General features: G+C 43.8%; 16 protein-coding genes. 3 read left to right on the forward strand and 13 right to left on the reverse strand.

Annotation, left to right across the window (positions count from 1 at the left end; translation table 11 throughout):
- Positions 1-38: 38 nt before the first annotated feature.
- The 8 genes from VNM22_21875 to VNM22_21910 form a co-directional block, all read right to left on the reverse strand.
- Complete coding sequence (locus VNM22_21875) at positions 39-1,073, reverse strand: VWA domain-containing protein (GenBank protein HWP49820.1); 1,035 nt, start codon at positions 1,071-1,073, stop codon at positions 39-41.
- Between the two features lie 96 nt (positions 1,074-1,169).
- Positions 1,170-2,156, reverse strand: coding sequence for a hypothetical protein (locus VNM22_21880; GenBank protein ID HWP49821.1), 987 nt, complete (start codon positions 2,154-2,156; stop codon positions 1,170-1,172).
- A gap of 71 nt (positions 2,157-2,227) precedes the next feature.
- Positions 2,228-3,370 (reverse strand): VWA domain-containing protein, encoded by a 1,143-nt coding sequence (locus VNM22_21885; protein HWP49822.1) that lies wholly within the window; start codon positions 3,368-3,370, stop codon positions 2,228-2,230.
- A gap of 3 nt (positions 3,371-3,373) precedes the next feature.
- On the reverse strand, positions 3,374-5,191 hold the full coding sequence (locus tag VNM22_21890) for a hypothetical protein (GenBank protein ID HWP49823.1): 1,818 nt from the start codon (positions 5,189-5,191) through the stop codon (positions 3,374-3,376).
- Positions 5,192-5,427: 236 nt separating this feature from the next.
- On the reverse strand, positions 5,428-6,567 hold the full coding sequence (locus tag VNM22_21895; GenBank protein HWP49824.1) for an AAA family ATPase: 1,140 nt from the start codon (positions 6,565-6,567) through the stop codon (positions 5,428-5,430).
- A gap of 515 nt (positions 6,568-7,082) precedes the next feature.
- Positions 7,083-7,529, reverse strand: coding sequence for a hypothetical protein (locus VNM22_21900; GenBank protein ID HWP49825.1), 447 nt, complete (start codon positions 7,527-7,529; stop codon positions 7,083-7,085).
- 12 nt (positions 7,530-7,541) lie between these two features.
- The gene (locus tag VNM22_21905) at positions 7,542-8,051 is read right to left on the reverse strand and encodes a cytochrome c (GenBank protein HWP49826.1); all 510 of its coding nucleotides are present in this window, start codon (positions 8,049-8,051) and stop codon (positions 7,542-7,544) included.
- A gap of 312 nt (positions 8,052-8,363) precedes the next feature.
- On the reverse strand, positions 8,364-10,118 hold the full coding sequence (locus VNM22_21910; GenBank protein HWP49827.1) for a PQQ-binding-like beta-propeller repeat protein: 1,755 nt from the start codon (positions 10,116-10,118) through the stop codon (positions 8,364-8,366).
- Positions 10,119-10,725: 607 nt separating this feature from the next.
- Here VNM22_21910 and VNM22_21915 point away from each other — a divergent pair.
- Both VNM22_21915 and VNM22_21920 read left to right on the forward strand, forming a co-directional pair.
- Entirely contained in the window at positions 10,726-11,238 is a 513-nt protein-coding gene (locus tag VNM22_21915) for a hypothetical protein (protein HWP49828.1), read from the forward strand.
- Positions 11,239-11,312: 74 nt separating this feature from the next.
- Positions 11,313-14,597 (forward strand): tetratricopeptide repeat protein, encoded by a 3,285-nt coding sequence (locus VNM22_21920; protein ID HWP49829.1) that lies wholly within the window; start codon positions 11,313-11,315, stop codon positions 14,595-14,597.
- A gap of 211 nt (positions 14,598-14,808) precedes the next feature.
- Here the strand turns inward: VNM22_21920 and VNM22_21925 are convergent, their stop codons facing one another.
- The 4 genes from VNM22_21925 to VNM22_21940 all read right to left on the reverse strand — a co-directional run bounded on the left by VNM22_21925 (position 14,809) and on the right by VNM22_21940 (position 18,774).
- On the reverse strand, positions 14,809-16,203 hold the full coding sequence (locus tag VNM22_21925; GenBank protein HWP49830.1) for a sigma-54 dependent transcriptional regulator: 1,395 nt from the start codon (positions 16,201-16,203) through the stop codon (positions 14,809-14,811).
- A gap of 515 nt (positions 16,204-16,718) precedes the next feature.
- Entirely contained in the window at positions 16,719-17,009 is a 291-nt protein-coding gene (locus VNM22_21930; protein HWP49831.1) for a hypothetical protein, read from the reverse strand.
- 455 nt (positions 17,010-17,464) lie between these two features.
- The gene (locus tag VNM22_21935) at positions 17,465-18,541 is read right to left on the reverse strand and encodes a hypothetical protein (protein HWP49832.1); all 1,077 of its coding nucleotides are present in this window, start codon (positions 18,539-18,541) and stop codon (positions 17,465-17,467) included.
- A gap of 11 nt (positions 18,542-18,552) precedes the next feature.
- On the reverse strand, positions 18,553-18,774 hold the full coding sequence (locus VNM22_21940; GenBank protein HWP49833.1) for a twin-arginine translocase TatA/TatE family subunit: 222 nt from the start codon (positions 18,772-18,774) through the stop codon (positions 18,553-18,555).
- An 874-nt stretch (positions 18,775-19,648) separates the two neighbouring features.
- Here VNM22_21940 and VNM22_21945 point away from each other — a divergent pair.
- A complete protein-coding gene (locus VNM22_21945) occupies positions 19,649-21,169 on the forward strand; it encodes an ATP-binding protein (GenBank protein ID HWP49834.1) in 1,521 nt (506 codons plus the stop codon).
- Between the two features lie 86 nt (positions 21,170-21,255).
- Here VNM22_21945 and VNM22_21950 read toward each other — a convergent pair whose 3' ends face one another.
- The gene (locus tag VNM22_21950; protein HWP49835.1) at positions 21,256-22,371 is read right to left on the reverse strand and encodes a PIG-L family deacetylase; all 1,116 of its coding nucleotides are present in this window, start codon (positions 22,369-22,371) and stop codon (positions 21,256-21,258) included.
- Positions 22,372-22,415: the final 44 nt, after the last annotated feature.

The raw sequence follows: 22,415 nt of genomic DNA on the forward strand, positions 1-22,415 counted from the left end.
ATTTGCATGTCTAGTCTCAATTAGATTTTATTTTCCTTTCATCCCTCCTCCAGCCTATAAAAAATAAGAAGAAGAATGAAAGCGCCTAAAAAGAAAAAAGAACGAAGCGGATAAGGATAGGTATATTCTCGTTGGTTTTGACTCCCTTGTTTTTGGATGATATCCTGAAGCGTTGCAAACAATTCCCCGCGGTTTTCAAGGGTATAATACGTTCCACCTGTTTTCTCTGCGATAAATTGAAGAACATCTGCTTTAAGGGCCGTTGTGACCGGTTGACCCTTTTGATCCGTGAGATAGCCCAGGGGAGAAAGGGGATCTGGAATGTAGGTGGGATCTTCAGATCCGATTCCAATGGTAAAAACCGGAACGCTACTTCCCCGCCTGGCAAGGAGATTATACATATCCCGTGTGAGAGGCCTATCTCCATCACTGATTAAAATCAAGGAGGTAATCGGGGGAGCTGAGGAAGCAGGAATGCCTTCTTTATACATCCGTAAAAAAGTGTCTATCAGGTTGAATCCCTCCTGCAACGCGGTAGTCAGATCGGTACCCTGTTTATAAAAAAAGTTACGGGGAAGATGTCGAATTTTGGCGATGATCTCATCGTGATCATCGCTAAAACCACTGGTAATGGGGATTGCATACTCGGAAAAAGGGACCAGGCTGATCTTGACCCCTTTAGGAAGGGAAGAAATAAATTCCTGAAGACTCTTTTTGGTCTCTGCAAAACGACTGGTGGCATTTTCCTCACCGGGGTGATAGGGAGCCTCCATACTTCTAGAAACATCCAATAGAATGACCAAAACCACGTTCTCCCAGATGGGTTCCCGGTCAGAACGTTGAATAACCGGGGAAGCAAAACCAAGTAGACTGAGTGTAAAGCCGACAAGGAAAAGACTTGTGGTAAGAAAATACTTTTTTTTTGAAAGAAGTACGCTTTGCTTACGTACAAAGGGAAGCCTACCCCATAGGTCCCAGGAGGCTTTTTTCTGATGCCATAAACGCAAAAAAAGGCCTATCAGGAACGGAATAGTGAGTAATCCCCATAAAATCCAGGGATATTCCCAGGTCATAGATCTAAAGTGCCTAGAGTGAACTAGAGGGCCTAAAGTTGTATTTATTTTAGTTCACTTTAGACGCTTTAGGCCCTTTAGCTCACTCTAGGCACTTCAATGCAACTGTCCCTCACTGCCTGCATCGGCACTGCCGGGGCCAGCTTTAGAACCCGAGGCATCCGGGGGCCGGCTCCCCCGTTCTGAAATTACATTGGGACTTTTGCTCTTATCCAAAAGGAATTCTTTCATGGTATTCTCCTCTTCCGGAGAGAGCGATTTGGATTCAAGATTTCCCTTTTTAAGCATTTCTCCAATGGGTTCTATTTCCGGCATTGTAAGGGCATCTTTGAGAATGCCTTCGATTTGCTTGCGTTCTCTTTCTTCGATTTCAGGGTTCTGCTGGAAGCGGGTCAGGGTTTCTAATAGAAGTACGGCATTCAATTCATCGGTTAGAGAAGCACGGACTTGATCGGCATAAAGTGCGTGGAGGGCCCTCTGGAGTGATTTGACGGCATATACCAGCCCCTGCCTTAAACTGGAGGAGTTCCGGGGTTGCTTTTCAAGAAAATCTTTTACAAGAAAAGTCGGAACCATGGCCCGGACTCCGTTGACGGTTGCCACAAACTGCCAGTAGGGATTCCGGGTCTGTTCCTGAATTTGTTTATAGTGATCTTCAGCCGCATTAAAGTGTTCCATGACCTCTTCGATAGAAGGTTTATCAGTACGATCTTTATCTAAGGGGTTGGTAATCGGAACGTTGGAAGAAACAAGCTGAACCGGTCCGTATAACGCCAGTAAACGTTCACCTTCTCGAAATTCCATCTCAGCCAGTCGAAGTTGAAGGTAGGAACGGGTTTCGGCCCCCAAGCGATGGAGAACATTCAAAATCGGTCCCTGAGGGATGCCTAAAAGCGTTTGAGAGTATTGGGCATCTGCCTTCCGATAAGCTTTCAAGGCCTCTACAAATTTTCCTTCAGCGGCAAGTACTTCTGCTTCACCCAGTAGCTGTTGCTGTCTATAATAGATCCAACTCATCAGTCCCAGGGTTAATCCCAGGAGAATCATTATACCAAAAAGAATTCTTAAAAGTTTATTTTTCATCGGTTTTTTACCTGCTGGCCGTTATCCGTCATCTTTGCTTTGTATTACGGATACCGGGCAAAAAATAGACTTTAAGGAAAGTGCTTAAATCTTTTTTGAAATCGTAAACCCAAAGCCAACCCTGGTAAGAGCAAGCTGGGTAAAAACACCTGGAACAGAGGTTGTTCTTTGATTCGTGTTGCTACCACACTTTGACTCTGCTCCATTCCGTCAATATCCTTTGCGATCTTTTGAAACATATCTTGTAAGCCGGTCGCCGTACTATCCCAGGTGTAAGCTTTCCAGGAGGGGTTCTTATTCAAATGTGCATCCAATTGATAAGGACGATTTTTAAGGCTGACAAAGTAGACATGGTGGAATCCTAGTCGTTCATAATAATCAAGAATTTTTAAATAATCAACCCGCTCCGCCGGAGAAGTTGGATCTAGAAGCTGTCCATCGGTCACAACAATAAGCGCTTTGCCGGAACCTACCTCTTCAAGCCTGGAGACGAGGGGAATTTTAAGCGGATAGATCTCTTCATTATTTTTCTGCCGCCAATGCCAGAGAAACCTTTGAAGGTCGTTTTGGAGTTCTTGATAGATTTTATCCTGTTCTACAGGGTCGAATTGTTGTATAGCCATGCGGGTCTCCACTTCATCTTCAAGAAAGCTGGCCAGGGCTTTAAACAAACCCAGACCGATTTGAGTTCCTTTCTCTTTGGAAGTCGTCTGATCCAGACTATCTAAATTGAACTCTTGAATGACCGAGGGTCGGGTAACCTCCATAATCAGCCCTGCGTGGTTCCGGGTAAAAATACCGCCGCTCGCATCGGAGTCAAACCGTACCAGGGCCATGCGGTCTTCTTTAGGTCTTTTATAAATAAAATCAACCAGGGCGTCCCTTACGACCATTTCCAATAGCCTGGTTTGGGTCATGCTGGCAGAGGTATCTAAAAGAATCAGAATACTACGGGCTTCTTTAACTTCATAGGTCTCTTTTTTTCCCAAGAAAGGCTCGCCCATTAAAAATATTAAGATGAAGAGAAAAGCATAAAGGCAATAAGAGGGAAGGTTTTTAATCCAGCCAGGTCTTGCGACTTCCCGGGCTTGCTGCCTTACCTGAGGTGGCATACTCACAGAAAGATGGGGAGGTACCTGTCGTCGGGAGAACCCCTTAAGAAGGATCAGTGGAAGTAAAAGCAAAAAGGCTATGGGATATTGAAAGTGAAGCATTTTTTAAAGAATCTGTTTGGTAATTTCTTCTACCCTGGCCAGTAAGCTCTGGGCCTCAACAGGTGAAAGGGATAAGGATTTTTTAAGAACTTGTTTCTCAAGGGAATGTAACAGGCTCAAGGCTTCGGCAACAGGATCTTTATCGGGGTCTAAAACCATCCCTGAAGCTTGCCGGGGAGGTACCCGCTTCATATACTGCTTGATAGATTCACTGGAAGTACCTAATCCACCCAAGAAATGTGTTTCATCTTGATAGTAGCGCTCTCCAAGGAGATGTTTTAAAAGGATGATCAGGAAGTGAAGCCATTCTCTTTCCTGATCCATACTACCTTGAAAGGTTAAAGATTCCAGCATTCTCTGGGCTTCTTTAAGACGTCCTTGATATTTTGTGGTCAGAGTTTTAAGGAGCCGGTCTAGAGAGTAAGATTCCTGTTCTAACTTTGCCAGATCCAGAGACCGCCGGGATAGGCTCCAGGTTCCTATCATTCCGACTATGAAAAGTAAAATTCCTACGGTAGCTCCGGTCGGTACAATCCAGGAGGGTATGTTATAGGGGGTTAAGGAAATGAGCTGGCCAGGTATCCTGGTAAGCCGTTGGGGGAGATGGGTTGGAATAGTAATGGCCGTATACATGCTTGCCCGAAAGACCTTAATACGTTTTTGATCATTCAGCTCTTTATAAGCTACCTGGACAGGATAAGCCGGAAGAATATAAGTGCCTGTTTTAGATAAACGAAAAATGATGGCTACTTCCTCGAGGATCCTACCGTCTTGGAGGTTTTGGGTCTTTTTTTCAATCTGATCTACTTGAATAAGTTCATCGGGAAGACGGGTATTTTCAGAAATCCAGGCATAAACGGCCTCTTTTGTAAAGGTTTTCGGTAATAGCTCAACGTCCTGGTCTCGTTCGATTCGCAAGGTGTAGTGGATCGGTTCCCAAATGCCGAAGGTGTTGATTCCAACGGGTTGAGCCTGGACTTCAACGGGCATACGTAACCTCAACCACCGAAGTTTAGCACGCTTCACCACTCCGGACATTTGTTGGTAGCGAAGGACGGTAGCCAGAATATTGGTGGGAGCTCCTTTCTTTAGCTGTAAAACCACAGGAGTTTTAAAATTATCGTTATGTCCTATTTCTTTGACATAGTTCGCTTCGTTAGTCTCTCTGATTTGGGTAACTCCTCCCGGGATGAGTTCTGGAGGGAGGAATTCCACCTCAAATTGGACGAAGGGAGCAACCATTTTATCTGGAAATAAAAAAACCGGCAGTACAAAATCAAATCCGGGTATTTGGGCCAGATTATCCAGGACGACCAGGAGTTTTTCCACAGCCAGGATATCCTTAAAAGTTACCAGGTAAGCTTCAAATTCTGGAGCCGCCTTTATTTTGGGTTTTGCATCCGCCGCAAGATATCCAATGGCATAAACTTCTTCCTTTTCCGGAGAGGGCAAGGCCTGAAAAGTATCTATTTCTGGAAAATCCTCTGGAGGCTTCTTCAAGAAGTTTTGTACCCTTTCTTTTTGAGAGTTATCGGGTTGTTCTAAAACAATCACTATCCGTTGGCGGGAAAGGAATGGGAAGAGATCCTCCTGTTTGAATCGATCATTTTCAACATGGATCCACACAAAGTGTTCTCGTTGATAGTAGAGCGGTTTCTGCCCTGGACCTGGGCCTGTCTGACTCTGGGCCAAAACCTGTCCTGAATCCGGTCGAAGAAGGAGAGGGAGGTCTTGGATTTTGTTGGGGAATCTCACAGGAATCCGCTCAGGGGGGAGAAGGATTAAAACCAGGCAAAGGGATAAGAGGGTAAATTTTTTCATAGTGTATACGCGTTAGAGTGTTAAAATTGTTGTAATGGTTCCCCCTTACCTTCTCTTACAGCATGGGAGAGGGAAGAGGGTAAGAGGCTAAAATCTCTTTTTTTCTGTTCCTTCCTTCTTCCTTCCGAAGCCTCGGAAGAGGGGTTAGGGATGAGGATCTGAATCATTTCCATTATTTACCATCCGTTTTTAAGTATTTCTTCAAAAGGGACAGCACCTGAAGGCTTGCCGGGTTATTACGCTATAACTTTGAGAGGAACCCCTCGGAGGATTCTCCGAACAACCTGGCGTAGAAATCCGATATCATCTCGCAGGTCGAATATCTTTTCCCCTTGTGGGATTAGATTTTCATCCAGATATTGAATAGGCTTACTCACCCGTTGAGCCAGGAGCGTGCTGTCCAGTACAATCCGGTGATTGAATACATCGAAGGCGAGATCTTGAATATCTTCGTACCACACCTCATCCCGTCCTTCCAGAAAGGCTCTGGTTTTAGCCAGGTTGATGAGGACGAGATGGGTTCGGGGGGAACATCCCACTAAAACCGGCGAACGGTTTCCCACATAAAGATCTTGAAGGCAATTCCTATGAAGGGCTACTTCTTCACCGCCTGCCTTGGGTCGGGTTGCATAGACCAGCCGTACTGCATAGGCTCTACAGGCATCATCTACATAAACGTGGGAGCGGATAAACTCCCGAATGGCTATTACTTCTTCTTTTTCCATGACCGGTTTGAGGGATAATCTGGCGAAGGAGTCTTCACGTTTTGACAAAGCCAGTTCGTCTTCTTCTGAGAGATAATCCAGGATGACCCGCATGGCAAAGCGATCAAGAAGGGCCTCCGGAAGGGGGTAGGTTCCTTCCTGTTCCAGAGGGTTTTGTGTGGCGATAACAAAAAAGGGATCCTCGATAAAAAAACGTTCATGGCCGATATCTACTTTTCCCTCTGCCATGGCTTGCAGAGCAGCACTTAAAGTGCGAGGCGGGGTTCGATTAATTTCATCCAGGAGTACATTATTGGAAAAAATCGGACCCCGTAGAAATGCAAACTCTTTTTTACCGTTTGGGCTTTCAAGAATGGGAGTTCCAAGAATATCCGAGGGTAACATATCGGCTACCAACTGAATTCTTCGAAAAGCCCCTCCAATGAGGTGAGCGATGGTCTCCCCGGCCGTAGATTTTCCAAGGCCTGGATAAGCTAAAAGCAAAAGATGTGCACAGGTCGTCCGTCCCAGGGTTTTCTGACCATCTGAGAAAAGACCATAAAGAATTCGACGGACTAACTTATCATAACCCACCATGACCTGACGAACCTGTTGATCTAACAGAGTCAGTTTCTCTCGATACTTTCTTTTTTCTTCCGAATGAACGTTCATAACTCCCATCATAATTTATTTAACTCTTATTTTTTCCTTTGTTTTCTCCTTTAATACTTATATACGCCAATTAAAATCTACGCTACGCTTTAAACTATACTTTACCCGCTATCCCCTTGTCAAGAACCCTAATCTACATCGGTATTAATTTGGTGAATAAAAGAAAAAACACCCCTTTACTCCCCGGGAGGGGCGACTTATAGGAATCACTCCTTTAGAATTCCCCTTTAAAAGGGGTAGGAAAGTGTTTGGAAAAGAAATCCTTTGACCGAATTGGGAGAGTGTTCTTCGATAAGGTAGAAGCAGGATAGAAAAGAAAAACAACCAAAAATAAAAAAATATCGAAATGGATTAACTACCTCTATCGGTTACAGCGTTTAGTGGGCTTCCATTTTTTATAGATTTTATGGAAGCCCATCTAGGGAGTGGCTATAACCCTCAGATCAGGTTGATAAAAGGATTACTTCTTGCCTACGGATAAGCAAAACAATTTCAGATTAACTCCAGTTAAAGAGTTAGGGGATGTAATCTATCAAGTTCTTCTCATCTGTCCACCCGGCATATACGATCCGTGAGATCTGGTGGTGGAGAAGCTCGTAGCGTTTACGAAACTCCACGGCGAAGGTTACCTTGATTTTATCGCCCTGACGTTCAAGGACTTTAACCGATGGATGCATGATCTTTTCGGCGTATTCATGGTCTAAATACATGCAGAGCTTTTTATCCAGTAATTGTTTTTTTAACTCCTCCAGATCTTTACCCTGCCATTTTCGTTGTTCTTCAATAGCCTGGTCATAGGCTTCTGGCCCGGTGCATATCCAGGAACCTTCTTTCAAAGTTTTCAGGTACTCAGCTTGTTCTCCTTCGGATTTATTGGTGTAACCTCCAGAAGATTCTTCAGCCGCATAGGCCAATCCAACCATCATACTTCCCAGCAACAATACAAGGCAAATCGTCTTCATGTTTCCTCCTTCTTACTTTCCAGGATCTTTCCAGTTGGCTCCTTCAATAGCCAGTGTTTCCAGGTATGCCCCGATCTGAGAGATTTGTTGTTCATTGAGAACCTCCTTCCAGGGGGGCATTTGTCTTTGAGGTCTTCCGTTCTTTACAATGGTAACAAACTCGCTGTAACCCCGCCAAAACTTGCGTAAATCGGCGGCATAACTACCAAATCGGGATTCACCATTGGCTTTTGGACCATGGCATTGGGTACACCAGGTAAAATAAAGCTTACGTCCGGCTTCGATGGCTTCTGGTTTACCCGATAAAGGATTGGAAGAAGGGATCGGCATGGAGAGTTTCTTCTCCTCCGATTTTTGTTCTTCTGCAGGTTTATCTGTTTTCTGTTCTTCGGCCGGTTGACTTGATTTTGGTTCTTCTGCGGGTTTATCAGACTTTTGTTCTTCTTTTTGCTTTTCCATGGCAAAAACGTTAAATCCTTTGATGCCTGATCCAAGCGAAACGATGAGGGTGATTGCAAGCAAAAGTACCCACCCTTTGTACCGGTTGAATGTCACGTCTGAGTCTCCTTTTTGTTAAGAACGTGAACTAAATAAGATCAAAATCTCTTGATTACCTGTTTACAAGAAAAAAGATAGATTATTTAATTCACGTTCCCTGATCGTTGATGAAGGGAAACTATTCTTGAAAGATATCGTTAAAGAATATCGGATAAAAAATAAAGAATTGCAACTTATTTAATTTAAGTTCTTGAGTAAGGATATCAAGAAAAAAGGTGGGACAAGAGAAAATGAAGAAGATAATTTCTTGTCCCACCTTTCAGCGTTTAACTTACCTTATGGGAGAGAGAAAACGACGATGGCGGCGCTTTCCTTCATATTAATGAGTTGATCCTTATAGTAATGATCTGCAAGGGCACGACCCACATAGGAGCCATGACCACTGGCTACGGCAATGTACTGTTTACCGTCCACCGCGTAGGAAATAATACCTCCATTGTGGCCAGAACCGTTGTTAAACCGCCACAGCCTATCGCCCGTCTTGGCATCTAAAGCTTCCACCCAACCATCGGTGGTACCTACAAAGACCAGACCGCCGGCCGTAGAGAGAAGGGCTGAATGGGGAATGATATCATACCGTTTCTCCCAGGCGATTTTTCCGGTGAGTGGATCACGGGCCGTGAGGCGACCATGGGCTTTATCGTTGGGGGGATTGGTACCTACCCATTCAGCATTCATAAAGGCCTGGGCAAAAGGCTCCAGAATACGGGTTTCAGCACCGGCCGTGATGGTCGTTCCACCCCCTTTTGGAGCAACGGTCAGATACATACACCATTCATTGGCAATACGATAGAACAACTTGGTTTGTGGACTATAAGTACCGGCATTCCAGCTATGTCCTCCGTCGATGGCCGGGCAAACCAGAGTTTTCTCTCCGGGCTTTGGCCACAGCATGTTTTCCCACTCGCCTTTTTCCAAATTAAAACCACTGGTCCAGTTGAAGTTTTTCATGTCGGGATAGACATTGACGGGTTTACCGGTTTTCAGGTCATGGACATGGTTAAATCCGTTTTTGCCGGGATGGAGGACGAGTCTTCGGCCCTTGTCATCCTGGAAGATTACATATTCTCCCGGAGCCGCATCGTAATCATAAGGATCACTGGGGGCTTCCTGGAAATACCATTTCAGCTTACCGGTATTCAGATCTAAAGCAACGGTAGAGGAGGTATAGAGGTTGTCTCCAGGCCGCCAACCATCGGCTTTAGGATCTCTACACTTGTCGCCACAGTAATCATAGTCTGGATTGGGGTTACCGGTTCCTATGAGGATCTGGTTGTTCTCGTAATCCACCGTTCCAGGTTGCCAGGATCCTCCTCCGCCATACTTCCAGGAGTCTCCACCCCAGGTCGCCAGGGCTTTGGGATCATCTCGTCCGGTGGTATAGAAGATCCACTTAATATCACCGGTTTTGGGGTTGAGACCGAAGATTTTACCTTCAATGGGATATTCTCCACCATTCTGTCCGATAACGAACAGGTCAGAGTTTACAAAGGTACCGGCCCCACTGAAACCGACCGTCTCCTTTTTAGCGTTTACTAATTGCTTGTCCCATATGACCTTACCGTCTTTTTCATCCAGGGCCACCACCCGACCATCGGCAGTACCCATATAAACCCGTCCGTCACCGATTGCCAGGCCTCGAGTATGGGCGAAGAATGAACGGGAAACTACGGCTTCATCCATTTTTGGAACCCAGGCCCAAATCCTTTCACCGGTTTTAGCATCCAGTTTCCAAACCGTCGACGGGTTAGTCGATACATACATCATCCCATCAATAACCAGAGGGGTGCTATGTAGACCCATGCGGGGATCTCCGGGTTGGAAAATCCAGGCAGGACGTAAATCCTTAACATTTTTGGTATTAATCTGATCCAAGGGGCTATACCGCCAGCCTGTGTCTACGGTTCGATGGTAGGCACACCAATTCTCAGGAGGACAATTCTTAATTTTATCCGCGGAAGAATCGGCTAAAACAACCGAAGCCGTGAACATGACGGTTAGAGTAAGTAAAATAGCTGAATATTTTCTCATACGAAACCCTCCTTTTGGTTTCATGAAGGCGAGACATGTTATCCCGATGACCCATGTCCGCCTTTGGTTGTCACTGGTACTCTCGTCCGCACTCTACCCTTTGTAGAGTAACCAGTGGAGCCCGAGTGATACAATGACCGCCTGCATCAGTTGAAAACCACTTCCTGCTGCGGTGATACACTCCATTTTGTACTGGGTATTTATATGGCTGTCAAGAAAAAATTAGGAAAAAAAGAAAAATTTCTAAATAAAGGGTATAATAAGCTCTATTCGCCTTTCCATGGGGCTTTACACCTTCTTCTTTTCCTTTGTCTAACGTTTATTACTTTTCTTTGAGAACCTTTCAAAGAAAATTTCCCTACGGTCCCCCCTTCTTCGTATAAGGAGAATTCATTAAACATTTGTTTGATTTGCATATTTTATTGATTTTACATATGTTATTATGGAATGGAAGTCGAGAGTAAAAATTTTTTATCTTCTCTCTTGACATCTTGATTTACGTATGTTAATTAAACAGCAAATCTATAGACCCTCTCCCAAAGACTTTAAAGCAGGCAGGTTTCCAGAACTTTTTAAAGCCCCATTAAGAAAGGAGGAGACAACTCTTATGGAAGAAAATCTTCTTATCTCTTATCTGAAAGGATATTTTTATCGGTTATCCCGAAATCCCGAAAGGGCTCTCAAGGTCTATCGCAAAATCCTGAACCACCATCCTCAAAAAGTTTGGCTTTATCCGCTTATTGTTAAACTTCATGGTAAAGCAAAAAAAGATATCCTGGAACTGGATCTTCCCACACTAAGAAGAGCGTTATTTCTTAGACCTCATCAGAAAGCCATCGTAATGGCTGCGGCAAATTATTATTTAAGGAAAAATATCATGACCCCGGAAGCGGCCAAAATTTATAACATAGCTTTGGCGTTTGACCCGGATAATATCGATTTGCTCAATGCCCTGGGTCGCATTTACCTGCAAGACACAAAGAATTATGCCAAAGGGCTAGATATTTATCATAAGCTGGCCAGTTTGGGGCAAGGCGAGCTTTTGAACAATCAAAATCTGGTCCGCGCTTTCCTCAAGCGAAACTCTGAAAAGCTTTATGGAGTGAGCTCTATTAATTAAAGGCTGAAGGATAAAGGCTGAAGGATGAAAGAAGCTTGGCTCTAAACATCCTCCACCCTTCATCCTTTACGAAAATGGTTGTACCGAAATTTTTATCCTTAGGGGGCAGCTTTTATCGGTTAATAAGAAAATATGATAAGGCTGCCGATTTGTATGAAACCCTCCTGAAAAAATATCCCCATCAGCCGGATCTATATCCAGTTATTGCCGATACCTATCTGAAAGTCAATAAATCCGGAGCCAAATTTATGCCTGTTTTTGAAAAGGCCCTCTTTCTGAACCCCCGTAACCCAGAAATTGCCCTTCTGGTTGCTAATTTTTATCTACGCAAAGGGGCTACCGATGATAAAGCCCTGTCCATTTATGAAAATGCCCTGCAATTTGCCCCGGAGAATATTCAACTCCTCCGGACCCTGGCCACCCTCTATTTAAAGAAAAAAAACCATCCCAAAGCCATTGAAATGCACGAGCGCCTCCTTAAACTCGGCCAGGCCGATGCCCAGGTGTACCGAAACCTTGCCAAAGTTTATATTCAAGAGAAACGTACCGATGAAAAAGCTGTGGAGGTTTATCGGAAAAGTTTGGATCTTGAACCGGGAAATCGTTCCCTTAACCTGATCCTGAGTCAGATTTACTTGAAAAATAAACGGGTCGATGAGGAAGCCCTTCCGGTTTATGAAAAGGCGTTGGAATTTATCCCGGAAGACCTCAAACTTCGGGAAATGCTCTGCCAGGCCTATCTGCAAAAAGGTGACCTGGAGAAAGTAAGATATACTGCCAATACCTGGCTATCAAGCCCTAATTTTGTCTATACCACCGAATCAGTGGGACTCCTCTCAGCTTTTATCGAAGCCAGTCTTCAGTTGGGTACTTATAATGAACTGGTTCTCTTCCTAACCCGGTTGCTCAAGATCCATCCCAATGATAAATACCTGTTGGAGCGACTCTCTCGGGTCTATCAACAGATGCAGTGTCTGGACAAAAACGCCCTGGAGGTTTATGAAAAAGCTTTAAAGATTCAGCCTACCAATCTGGACCTTCACAAGATCCTGGCTCAAGCTTATCTACAAAATGAAAAAATCGGTGAATGCATGAATGAGTTCAAGATCATTCTTCAACTGGATCCAGACTCCCTGGAAGAAGTCCTGGAAGGATATAAAAAGATTCTCACCAGATTCCCAAATAACGCCCAGGCCCACACAGAGATAGGGAATCTTTATTTGAGAAAGAAAATGATTCCAGAAGCTCTGGATAGCTATCGAAAATGTGCAGCGTTAAGTTCCGAACTCATCGATGAGATTATCAAAGAACTGCAAAACTTCCTGGCCACTAATCCCAACGACAACCATTTAACAGAAATTTACTGGGAGATCGGTCAGTTATATCTGAAAAAGGGTCATATCCTCAATACCTTAACCTACTTTAAGAGGGTATCCGAACTGGAACCCGAGTACATCGACCAGATGTTGACGGTCCTCGAGGAGGTTTTAAAAGAACGACCCGAAAGTCCTGAATTTGTTACAACCCATGCCTTCTTGACGAATTTATATTTCCAAAAGCAGGCTTACCGGCAGGCGAGGGATCATATCGAAATTGTCTCCAAATATGCCCCTCAAGCCCCAGGAGTGACCAACTGGTTATTTAAGATTTATGAGTGTTTATTAAACGAAAATAAAGACGACCATGAGACCCGATTTAAATTGGCTGTCCTTTATCAAAAACAGGGGAAGTTAGAGGAAGCTATTAAAAATTTACAGATTACTTCCCGGGAACCCGGTCTGGAACAGGCTTCTAAAAAATTATTGGAACAATGTCTGGAAGAAAGAGCCCTCGGATTCACGCCGGTCTTACTTGCCATGGAATTTTTCAAACAAAGTGGGTTCGAAGTAATCCGGGAATCTGAAGAAGAGCTCTCCATTTCTTCTAACCTACCCCGGTATGAAAAGTTTGGAAACATTCTCGTCCAAATTCTGGTGACCAAACCTCTCCACAGTTCTGAGATTCGAGGCGTCTTCGAAAAAGCCATGAAAAAATATCAGGGGAAAGTGGAGGGAAAAATTGCCTTTGTCATTGTTTCTACCCCTCCAGAGAGTGGGGTTTATCATCAGATTTATACCTATAAATCCGAAAACGGATTTACCGTGATTCCTCTCAGCGATGTTCTCTTAAAAAAATCCATTATCGATTCGGTTTGTGCCCAGGAACTTGAAAAAAATATCAGTCTGTTTACCGGCCAGGGAGATCTCTACAGTAATAACTCCCCCATTGTCGACCCTTTAAACTTCTTCGGTCGGGAACGTATTATCGATGAGCTTCTCGATTACATCAATAACCTTCAACATGTGGGTTTGTTTGGAATGAGGAAGATAGGAAAAACCTCTTTAATCTGGCAGCTTAAAGAGCGGCTGTCTAAACACCTGGTGGCCTATGTGGATCTCCAGGAAGTGCCTAAAGACTGCAATTTCCTTTATAAGAAGCTCGTTCAAGAATTAGCCCGCGATTTTAAATTTAAATTTCCGCATATCGAATTACCGGAACTGGAACTTATGGAATCCGACCTTACCCGGGGAGATGCCAAAGTGGATTTCAGTTCTGATCTGTTAACCCTGAACGATTACCTGCGGGAAAAATACGGCAATACCAAAATCGTTCTGATGCTGGATGAGATCGAGCAACTTATTCCAAGTTCCCTGGAAGAGGAAGGATTTGTGGGTTTTAATGAATTTCTGGGTGCTATTCGAGGTATTTCGCAAAGATATCGTTTTTTAGTTTCCATCGTGGGGGGGGTAAATCCTAAAATTTCAAGGACCGATCGCTGGGGAACTCAAGATAATCCCATGTTTCAGTTTTATAAGGAAGTTTTTCTCCCCTTTTTCAATGAAAAAGATTGTAGTCGGATGATTGTGAATATCGGAGAGCAATTGGGTCTTGCTTATTCGGAGGAGAGCCTGAGTCGAATTTATCAGGAAACAGGGGGTCATCCTTTCATTACCCGGCAGGTTTGCAGTCTAATCCTGGGAAAAGTAACCCATAGACCTTGCCAAATCCAGGTTGACCAGGTGGAAGAAGCCGTCTCTTACTACATTGAGAATCGCACAGACTATCTGGAAAGTATCTGGCAACGGCTTTCACGCATAGAGCAGGAGTGCGTGATCAAAATTGCCAAACAGGGTTCTTGCTCACAAGAGGAGCTGGTTCCTTCTAAACTCCCGGCAGACAGGAAAAAAGCTCTTCGTAAGGGTATTGTAAATCTCACAGAAAATTCGCTCATAAAGAAAAGTGAAAACAGATATACCCTCACAGCCGAATTATTCAGAAAATGGGTTCTTATGAGCCAGCTCAGCTTACCTGCCTCGTGAGGAAAACCAGAGTATGGAGACGCGGGGATGCGGGGACGCGGAGATATGGAGAAATGATATATAACAGCTCAGTAGATCTAGTCGTGCAGAAAAATTCCCTCGAAGATACAAACAGAGAGTTACTTTTTCTAACTGCACATCTCCGCGTCTCTGTGTCCCTGCATCTTCCCATCCCTACATCTCCGCGTCCCCGCATCCCCGCGTCTCTAAATTACTTAAAATCTTCAGGATTAATTCCGTATTTATTTAACTTATCGTAGAAATTCTGACGATAAATCCCGGTCTCCAGAGCCGCATTGGTTACATTCCCTTTATTGCGTTGGAGAGCGTGGATGATAAACTCCCGTTCGAACCGTTCTTTAGCCTCTTTGTAGTTGAGAATACCCGAAGTAGAAAGAGGGGGTGGCTTGGGAACCTCCCTTAACGGTGCGGGAAGATCCTTGATCTCTAAAACAGGTCCTTCACTTAATAGAACCATTCGCTCGATAACATTTTCCAGTTCTCGAACGTTTCCAGGCCAGGAGTAGGCTTTGAGAGCCTCTAAAACATCGGGGGAAATTTTTCGAATCCGCTGTTGGGGATCCAGTTTATTTAAAAAATGTTTGACCAGCAGGGGGATATCCTCTTTTCGCTCCCGAAGTGGCGGAATAACCATATTGATCACATTCAGTCGATAATAAAGGTCCTCCCGGAATTGTCCTTTTTTAACCAGTTCAGCCAGATCCACATTGGTTGCAGCAATGACTCGAACATCGATGGGAATAACCTGAGTCCCTCCTATTCGGATGATTTCCTTCTCCTGGAGTACCCTTAGCAGTTTACTCTGAAGAGAGGGGCTCATTTCACCGATTTCATCCAGGAAGAGGGTTCCGGTATGGGCCGCTTCAAAGAAACCTTTTTTCTGGTGGTGGGCCCCTGTAAAGGCTCCTTTTTCATAGCCGAAGAATTCGCTCTCCAGAAGATTAGCCGGAATGGCGCTGCAATTGACTCCTACAAAGGGACGTCCCTTCCGCTCGCTATAAGCATGTAAGGCCCTTGCGATTAATTCCTTACCGGTCCCGCTCTCCCCTTGAATGAGTACCGTAGCCGTACTGTTGGCAACCTTATGGACCATTTCATAAATCTTCTCCATTTGAGGAGAGATTCCTACCATGTTTTCAAGGTGATACTTCTCTTCCACCTGCTGACGAAGGTTTCGATTTTCCTGAAGTAGCCAGCGATATTCCAGTGCCCGATTGACATATAAACGAATCTCCTCGGCTTCAAAGGGTTTGAGTACATAATCATAGGCCCCTATCTTCATGGCCTGAACCGCAGATTCTACCGTACCATAGGCGGTCATCATGATAACTATCAGTTCTGGCGAAAGATCCCGGATAACCTTCAATACTTCTATTCCATCCATGCCCGGCATTTTGTAATCCAACAAAACCACATCATACTCATTGGATCGAACCTTCTCAATGGCGCAGGGCCCTGTATAACAAACTTCCACAATACCACCGATTTTATTTAGAGCTGAGGATATAGCCCGGCACATATTTTTCTCGTCGTCTACTACGAGAATTTTTGGCCGGGGTATAATTTTGGGTGGGTCCAGAGTCATAATTCAATATTTCTTATCTAGGTCGGAATTAAATCTAAAAAGCGTGGATCCCAGGATCTTCCCCGGGGATCCCTACTACTCTGATTATCAGACTTTATTTTAAAACAAAAGGTATATAAAGGATCCCACAGGTTTCTCCGGTTCTGGCATCAACCCGGTGAAACGGAAAGCCTCTCCAGATAACCTTTTGACAATCCTATGAACTCTGGCTTCCGGAACCCCTTTACCTTATTCTATCGACTTTGTTCGCCTCCAGAGCCGAAATTAACCTCGTAGGACTTCCACAACTCGTTAAAAAAGAGCATAAAAACTACTCCCGTGAACAGAACCACGGGGTTCTCCATACAGAGTAAGGGTTGTCTTCCCCTCTACCCCATTATTCATTCTCTGGGATCTCCTTGATTTTTTAAATAAAACTTATCATCCAATTCTATATGTAAAAATATTACCTTTCTTCAGATCAAGCAGTAATTTTTGTTCTAACAGTTGAAAAATCAAAGAGATTACCTGGATACCTATTTATCTCTGGATAGGGGAAAAAACAAATAAGACTGTAATAATTGATAGGTTTCTGGAAATTCTTCGTCTGTAAACACTCTGAATACTTCCTCATAGGCTTTAATGGCCTTTTCCAGATTCTCAAACTCATCTTCTACCCGGGAGAGCGTAATATAAGCGTTTCCGAGATTGTTTTGGATAATACCATACTGAACCGGGAAACGATCCGGGGTGTAAACTTTAAGAGCTTCCTCACAGAGGGCAATGAGATTTTTACAATTTTCAATGAGGGCTTTCATGTCCTTCATTTTCTTCTTCCTTTTTAAGGTAAAGTCGCAAAGGATCCAGGAAACCATCCCATTCAGATATCTTGGAATCTTCCTGTTCCTGGGATTAAACAGCTACAGCATGTTCCTCTTCGTCTCTCTCCTAAACCAAGGGTACAAACCTTGTGCCAGGATTAAGGAAGAGTTCTTCGGTGGGTAGATTAAAAACAACTATTTAATTTTTCTATAATTACAGAAAAACGCCCCTGGTATGGGAAGGATTATAGAAAAAAACCGTCATGAAAAGGTGACATTATAAAAAGAGTTAGATTCTCCCGGGGTTAAATATGATTTAAGTTCAGGTTTTCCCTTGTCATTAAACCATGACAACCAAAACTGAGAATCCAATCTCAATAAGATCAGGGTCTCTTCATTTGCCTTTGCGCTACCCTGGGATCGAAAGTCAATCCTCCCTTCTAAAGGGTCCATGGGATAATTTATTTTGTAGGGGAATAAGTCGGCCAGTTTCCATCGAAGGCTTCGACTAAACTTTGCAAAACAACCAGGGTGGTATGTAAGTAAAGATGTTGATCCACCAGGTTACCTATTTCCGCTCTGATATCTTCGTAATGGCCCCACGTCCCGTTGTTATTTTGAGATTGTAAAAGATAAAGAATGGCAGGTTGGTAAATAGCCTCATCCTGCATTCCTAGATAAGTAAGGCAGGAAATCAGTTCTGCGCCTAAATCTACGTCCCCTTCCGCCAGAGAGCGATCCAGAAGGGGAATAAGAGTTTTTCGCAAATACTCCCGGTCCTCTGGATTAAATCCGGAAGAAATTTTACGGTGTCCATACTCATAAGCATTAAAAACTTCATGGGTTAAGTCATAAGCCAGATCCTTATTATATTGAGAGAGGGGCAACCGACTGGCAATCACTCCCTTCACTTGGGACTCTTGTTGGAGAATAGGCGGTTTAGGTAATGAAAAGTAATCATAATAAAAGGCAAAAACTTTACGCTGCCATGCCCCCCGCTCTTTCATGTGGGCATTTAACTCGGGAAGGATGGCCTGTATTTGTCTCCGATAATCCCCGGTAGGCAGAGAGAACTGATCCATCAAATAGCAGATCCTTAAATAGGACGTTGAGTCCTGATTGAATTCAGTGAGAGGGATATACTTTAGGTTATGATATTCGGGCCGAGCTGTGACGGCCACCAGGTCTTTGACACGATGGAGAATGTTGGTTCGATCTTCAGGATTTGAAGTATATTCATAGAGGGTCAGATAGGCATCCAGGATCTCAGCTAATTTCTTTTTGCCTTTAATACCCTGTTGTCGAAGTTTTATAGGATCTACTTCCAGGGCATCGAGCCATTTACGCGCCTGGGCTCTGGCGTTTTCGTATGTTCTGCGTAAAGTGGGATTTATCCATGAAGGGGAAGAGGCAACATCAACGGTTTTCGTAGCAAGGGTATCTAATCCCTCCGCACCGGCAGGATTAGCCTGTAAATAACCGATGAAAATAACCACCAGAATCCAACGATAAAAACTAAAGCGGTAGAAAACCATCATTTCCGGTCATTTTAATGGATCTGCTCTTCGGAAGATGAGGTAGAAGTTGGGGTAGAAGGTTTTGAAAGGGGCTTTGGTTCGGATTCCTCTGTCTCCAAAGTATGAAGGGCTTTTTTAAAATTATGAATCGCCCGACCTAAGGAGCCCCCTAACTCAGGTAGTTTACCCGGACCGAAAATAATAAGGGCTATGAGCAAAATAACCATCAATTCCGGAGTTCCAATACCAAACATACTATCTCCTTTCTTGATTTTTGAGTAATTTACCAGGCGGTAAGCCGGATAAAGAAGAAATAAATTCTCTTTTATTTTAAGTACAAATTATGTGCCAGGAAACCGTTTGCTGCTTTTCTATTCTGAAAAGAAGGTTACACTGGTATTCTTATGATATCTTATTAAGCCTTCTTGAAATCTTTTTGTCATTAAACCATGACAGATTAACATAAGAATAAGACAGTTGCTATTTTTTATCCCGCAGGTTAAATCCCAGGGAAACATCTTCTTTTTAGAAAAGATCATGTTTCCATGACAATCTAAAACCGGCCTTCTATCTGGAGAATAATTCAAAAAGTTCCGGTTCTTTTGGATCAGCTTTTTAAGCATAGGTTCTTTTATTTTAGAAATTGGCATTATCTTTGTACTTGAATAAAGATATATTCAACAAGGCATGGTTCAGGTCTCCTGGAGTTAATTTTGGATTCATAATAATAAGAACCATGCCTGAAACCCTCCTTTTATCTTATCTACTCTTACAGTTATAGATTCATCAGGATCCCCAAAGGGGGAAGCTTTCATGGGCAAGTTTTTTTCTAACCTAACCTCCTTCCCACGTCAGGAAGGGGGAACTCAGGGACCTGGGCGGTCCTCAAATTTTCCCGGTCAGAAAGGGAGTTAAGGAACCGGGTGAATAAAAAAGATACCCCTGAAGGGTTGAAGATCAAGACCCGGTATAAGATTTCCCCTTGCGTTTGGAAATTCATCAAGATAACATGATAAACAAAGGCAGAAAACCGGAAGCCTGGTATAGGGTCGGCTCTTGGGCTTATAATTTTATTGCTGGTCATAAGACTATCATAAGACTAAAATAAAAAAGGATTTATTTTTACCGATGTTTACCCGTATCTTCGAAAGGTTAAAATCTCGAATTCAGTTAAAGTTAATAGTAGGTACATCGATTCTCCTTATTCTGGTAATGGGAATATCCAGTTATGGAATCTTGATCGTTCAGCAAAGGATTTTAAAGAAGGAATTGGAAGAAGAAGGTAAAAGGTTTGCGATAACCCTGGGAGAACATATTGTAAATGCTTTAGATCCTCCAGATATAAACTATTTAAGGCAGGTGCTTCGACCTATTCTTTATGAAGATAACGTGCGTCGGGTTTCTGTTTACAATGCGGAAGGGATGATTCTTTCTGATGGGACTGAAGAGACCTCCTCTCAAAACCCGAAGCTTCCCAATTTACCTGCGGGTAAAACCTTATCGGTTCCTCAGCAAGTCGCGTTCCGATATACAAGGGATGTACTTGAGATTACCAACCCGTTATTTTCGAAGAATCGATATGTGGGGAGTATTCAAATTGAAATGTCCCTTAAAGAGGTGAGAACCCTTACCCGGCGTCTAACCCAGGCTTTAATCATTATCTCCACAATTACCTTAGGAGTTACCTTAATCCTTACAGCCTGGTGGTCTGCGAAGATTTCACGGCCCCTTATTCAGTTGGTAGACAAAGCGGCAAGATTTTCCCAGGGACATTTAGAAGAGCGTATAGAAGTGGAGGGAACCGATGAAATCAGTTTATTGGCCTCTACTTTTAATGTTATGGCAGAAAACCTGAGTAAAATCCTGGAGGAAAAGGAAATCGCTTTACAAAATGCACGGGCTTTTAACCAGGAATTAAAAAAGGCTCAGACACGATTGATTAAAGCCGAGCGACTCAGTGCCATAGGTTTACTTACTTCGGGAATTTCCCATGAAATTAATAATCCCCTTGGAATTATTCTGACCACTGTGGGATGTATTCTGGAAGAGTTAAGTCCGGAAAGCCCCTTTTATGAAGATTTAAAAATCGTAGAAGGAGAAGCCCTACGATGTAAGAAAATTTTGCGGGATTTATTAAATTTTGCTTCTAAAAGAAAAACGGTTCGAGAGCAGGTGGATTTGAACAAGGTCATCGATGAGATTATTACCCTGGCAAGTTATGAAAAAAGGGTTAAATCCATCCAGATCCAGAAAAATTTTCATCCCGACCTTCCTCCCATATTTATTGATATTGCCCAGATCAAACAAGTTTGTCTCAATCTTATTCTGAACGCAGCCGACGCCATGCAGGGAGAAGGGCACTTAGTCATCTCGACCGGACTTGTGGAAGAGAATGGAAAAAAACACGTATTGATTCAATTTCAGGACTCGGGATGTGGAATTCCTGAGGAAGATCTTTTGAGAATCTTCGAACCTTTCTTTACCACGAAGGATGTAGGAGAAGGTTCCGGATTAGGGCTTTCGGTAAGTTATCAACTGGTAGAAAATCATGGGGGTCGAATTGAGGTGACCAGCGAAGTCGGTAAAGGCACCACTTTTTATGTCTATTTACCTTTAGAGAATTCTTTTACAGAGAATTCCCCTACCTGATGAGAGGAGGATAAGGAAATTGAGAAGCCTATTCTCCCCAAAATGCGACCCCAGGAGGGCAAAGCTTTAGCGAACCGACCGCCGAGTCATGGTAGGTTCTTTCCCTGGATCATAGTAACCGAGGGGGCCCTCTGGGATAAGGAGGGGATCGAGATCTCTCTCCATCCTCCCGCATCGAAGAAGATAAACCGTCTTTCCAGCTTGATGAATATCCGCTCTGCCGGAAGCAGAACCGAAAGTGGGAGTAAAATTTTTCCTTTCCAGCAAGTACCCTCAAAAAGAGCAGATGTAACGACAGTCCCAGAGATAACATCACGCACATCAACCTTTGCAGACTTCACAGGAAGTTTTACAGATAAACAGGTAGTACCTTTACCCGGGGGATCCCCCAGGAAGTAAAGAAGGGATCTCCCTGACAGGCTTGGAAGTATCCGGATAACCATATCTAATTGCAAAGTTGAGTCCGAAGGAATAACCTGGCGTATAGGATGTCGGTCGTAGAGCGAGATCGGTTCTGGAACAGGCAGAAACTTTTCTGAATCCTTGACAAACGCAAGTAATTTGCCACGGCTCAACTTAAGCTGGCTTTGATGACAGAGAATTGCTTCGCGTTTATGGAGTTGCTGTTCCTGGCTCAGCGGAAGATAAATAAAATCCGTAGGAGTCCACCTCCGTTGTGGGGGATGCACCAGGTAACTGAGTTGGGTAAGGGGGGATTGATGCCGGCCTAGATAGGCCAGGGCAAGGCGAACCAGGACTGCAAGTGCGTTGTGATCGGGATGGATATCGAGGATGGATGGAATAATCAGAAGGGTCGGGTTCCAGTTAGCAATTTCTGAAGCAATTTTTATCAGAATCTCTTGACTTCCGGTAAGTAAGAGTTTTGTGAGTCCCTGATCGGGATATCCCAGGAAGACCGTGCAGGTAGATGGAATACCCAGGCACTTCAAAGCTGCCAGTGCCTCATCACGGCGTTTCGCTCCCCATCGGACCTGGTCAGTAATTCCAATCCGCCAGCGGTGCTCGATAACGCGCTGAGGCCAGGGGTTATTATCTCCGTTGGTGGCAAAGATCACACGGACGGGTGCACCAACGGCTGTTGCTTGTTGGAGGAGTCCACCGGTGGCCAACGTTTCATCATCCGGGTGGGGTGCAAAAATCATAACCCGACACTTATCGGTAAGGTTTAAGGACATTATCATAATAATAAAAACCCCGTTCTACAATCTATATCCATCCAACTGCC

The organism is Candidatus Limnocylindrales bacterium, from assembly GCA_035559535.1.
In the GTDB taxonomy this organism is placed as follows: domain Bacteria; phylum Moduliflexota; class Moduliflexia; order Moduliflexales; family JAUQPW01; genus JAUQPW01.

Coding starts and splice junctions, on each gene's coding strand:
- VNM22_21945 (HWP49834.1), top strand. CDS start 19,649: ATGTTTACCCGTATCTTCGAAAGGTTAAAATCTCGAATTCAGTTAAAG.
- VNM22_21940 (HWP49833.1), bottom strand. CDS start 18,774: ATGTTTGGTATTGGAACTCCGGAATTGATGGTTATTTTGCTCATAGCC.
- VNM22_21930 (HWP49831.1), bottom strand. CDS start 17,009: ATGAAGGACATGAAAGCCCTCATTGAAAATTGTAAAAATCTCATTGCC.
- VNM22_21895 (HWP49824.1), bottom strand. CDS start 6,567: ATGAACGTTCATTCGGAAGAAAAAAGAAAGTATCGAGAGAAACTGACT.
- VNM22_21890 (HWP49823.1), bottom strand. CDS start 5,191: ATGAAAAAATTTACCCTCTTATCCCTTTGCCTGGTTTTAATCCTTCTC.
- VNM22_21925 (HWP49830.1), bottom strand. CDS start 16,203: ATGACTCTGGACCCACCCAAAATTATACCCCGGCCAAAAATTCTCGTA.
- VNM22_21920 (HWP49829.1), top strand. CDS start 11,313: ATGGTTGTACCGAAATTTTTATCCTTAGGGGGCAGCTTTTATCGGTTA.
- VNM22_21935 (HWP49832.1), bottom strand. CDS start 18,541: ATGATGGTTTTCTACCGCTTTAGTTTTTATCGTTGGATTCTGGTGGTT.
- VNM22_21875 (HWP49820.1), bottom strand. CDS start 1,073: ATGACCTGGGAATATCCCTGGATTTTATGGGGATTACTCACTATTCCG.
- VNM22_21950 (HWP49835.1), bottom strand. CDS start 22,371: ATGATAATGTCCTTAAACCTTACCGATAAGTGTCGGGTTATGATTTTT.
- VNM22_21910 (HWP49827.1), bottom strand. CDS start 10,118: ATGAGAAAATATTCAGCTATTTTACTTACTCTAACCGTCATGTTCACG.
- VNM22_21915 (HWP49828.1), top strand. CDS start 10,726: ATGGAAGAAAATCTTCTTATCTCTTATCTGAAAGGATATTTTTATCGG.
- VNM22_21880 (HWP49821.1), bottom strand. CDS start 2,156: ATGAAAAATAAACTTTTAAGAATTCTTTTTGGTATAATGATTCTCCTG.
- VNM22_21900 (HWP49825.1), bottom strand. CDS start 7,529: ATGAAGACGATTTGCCTTGTATTGTTGCTGGGAAGTATGATGGTTGGA.
- VNM22_21885 (HWP49822.1), bottom strand. CDS start 3,370: ATGCTTCACTTTCAATATCCCATAGCCTTTTTGCTTTTACTTCCACTG.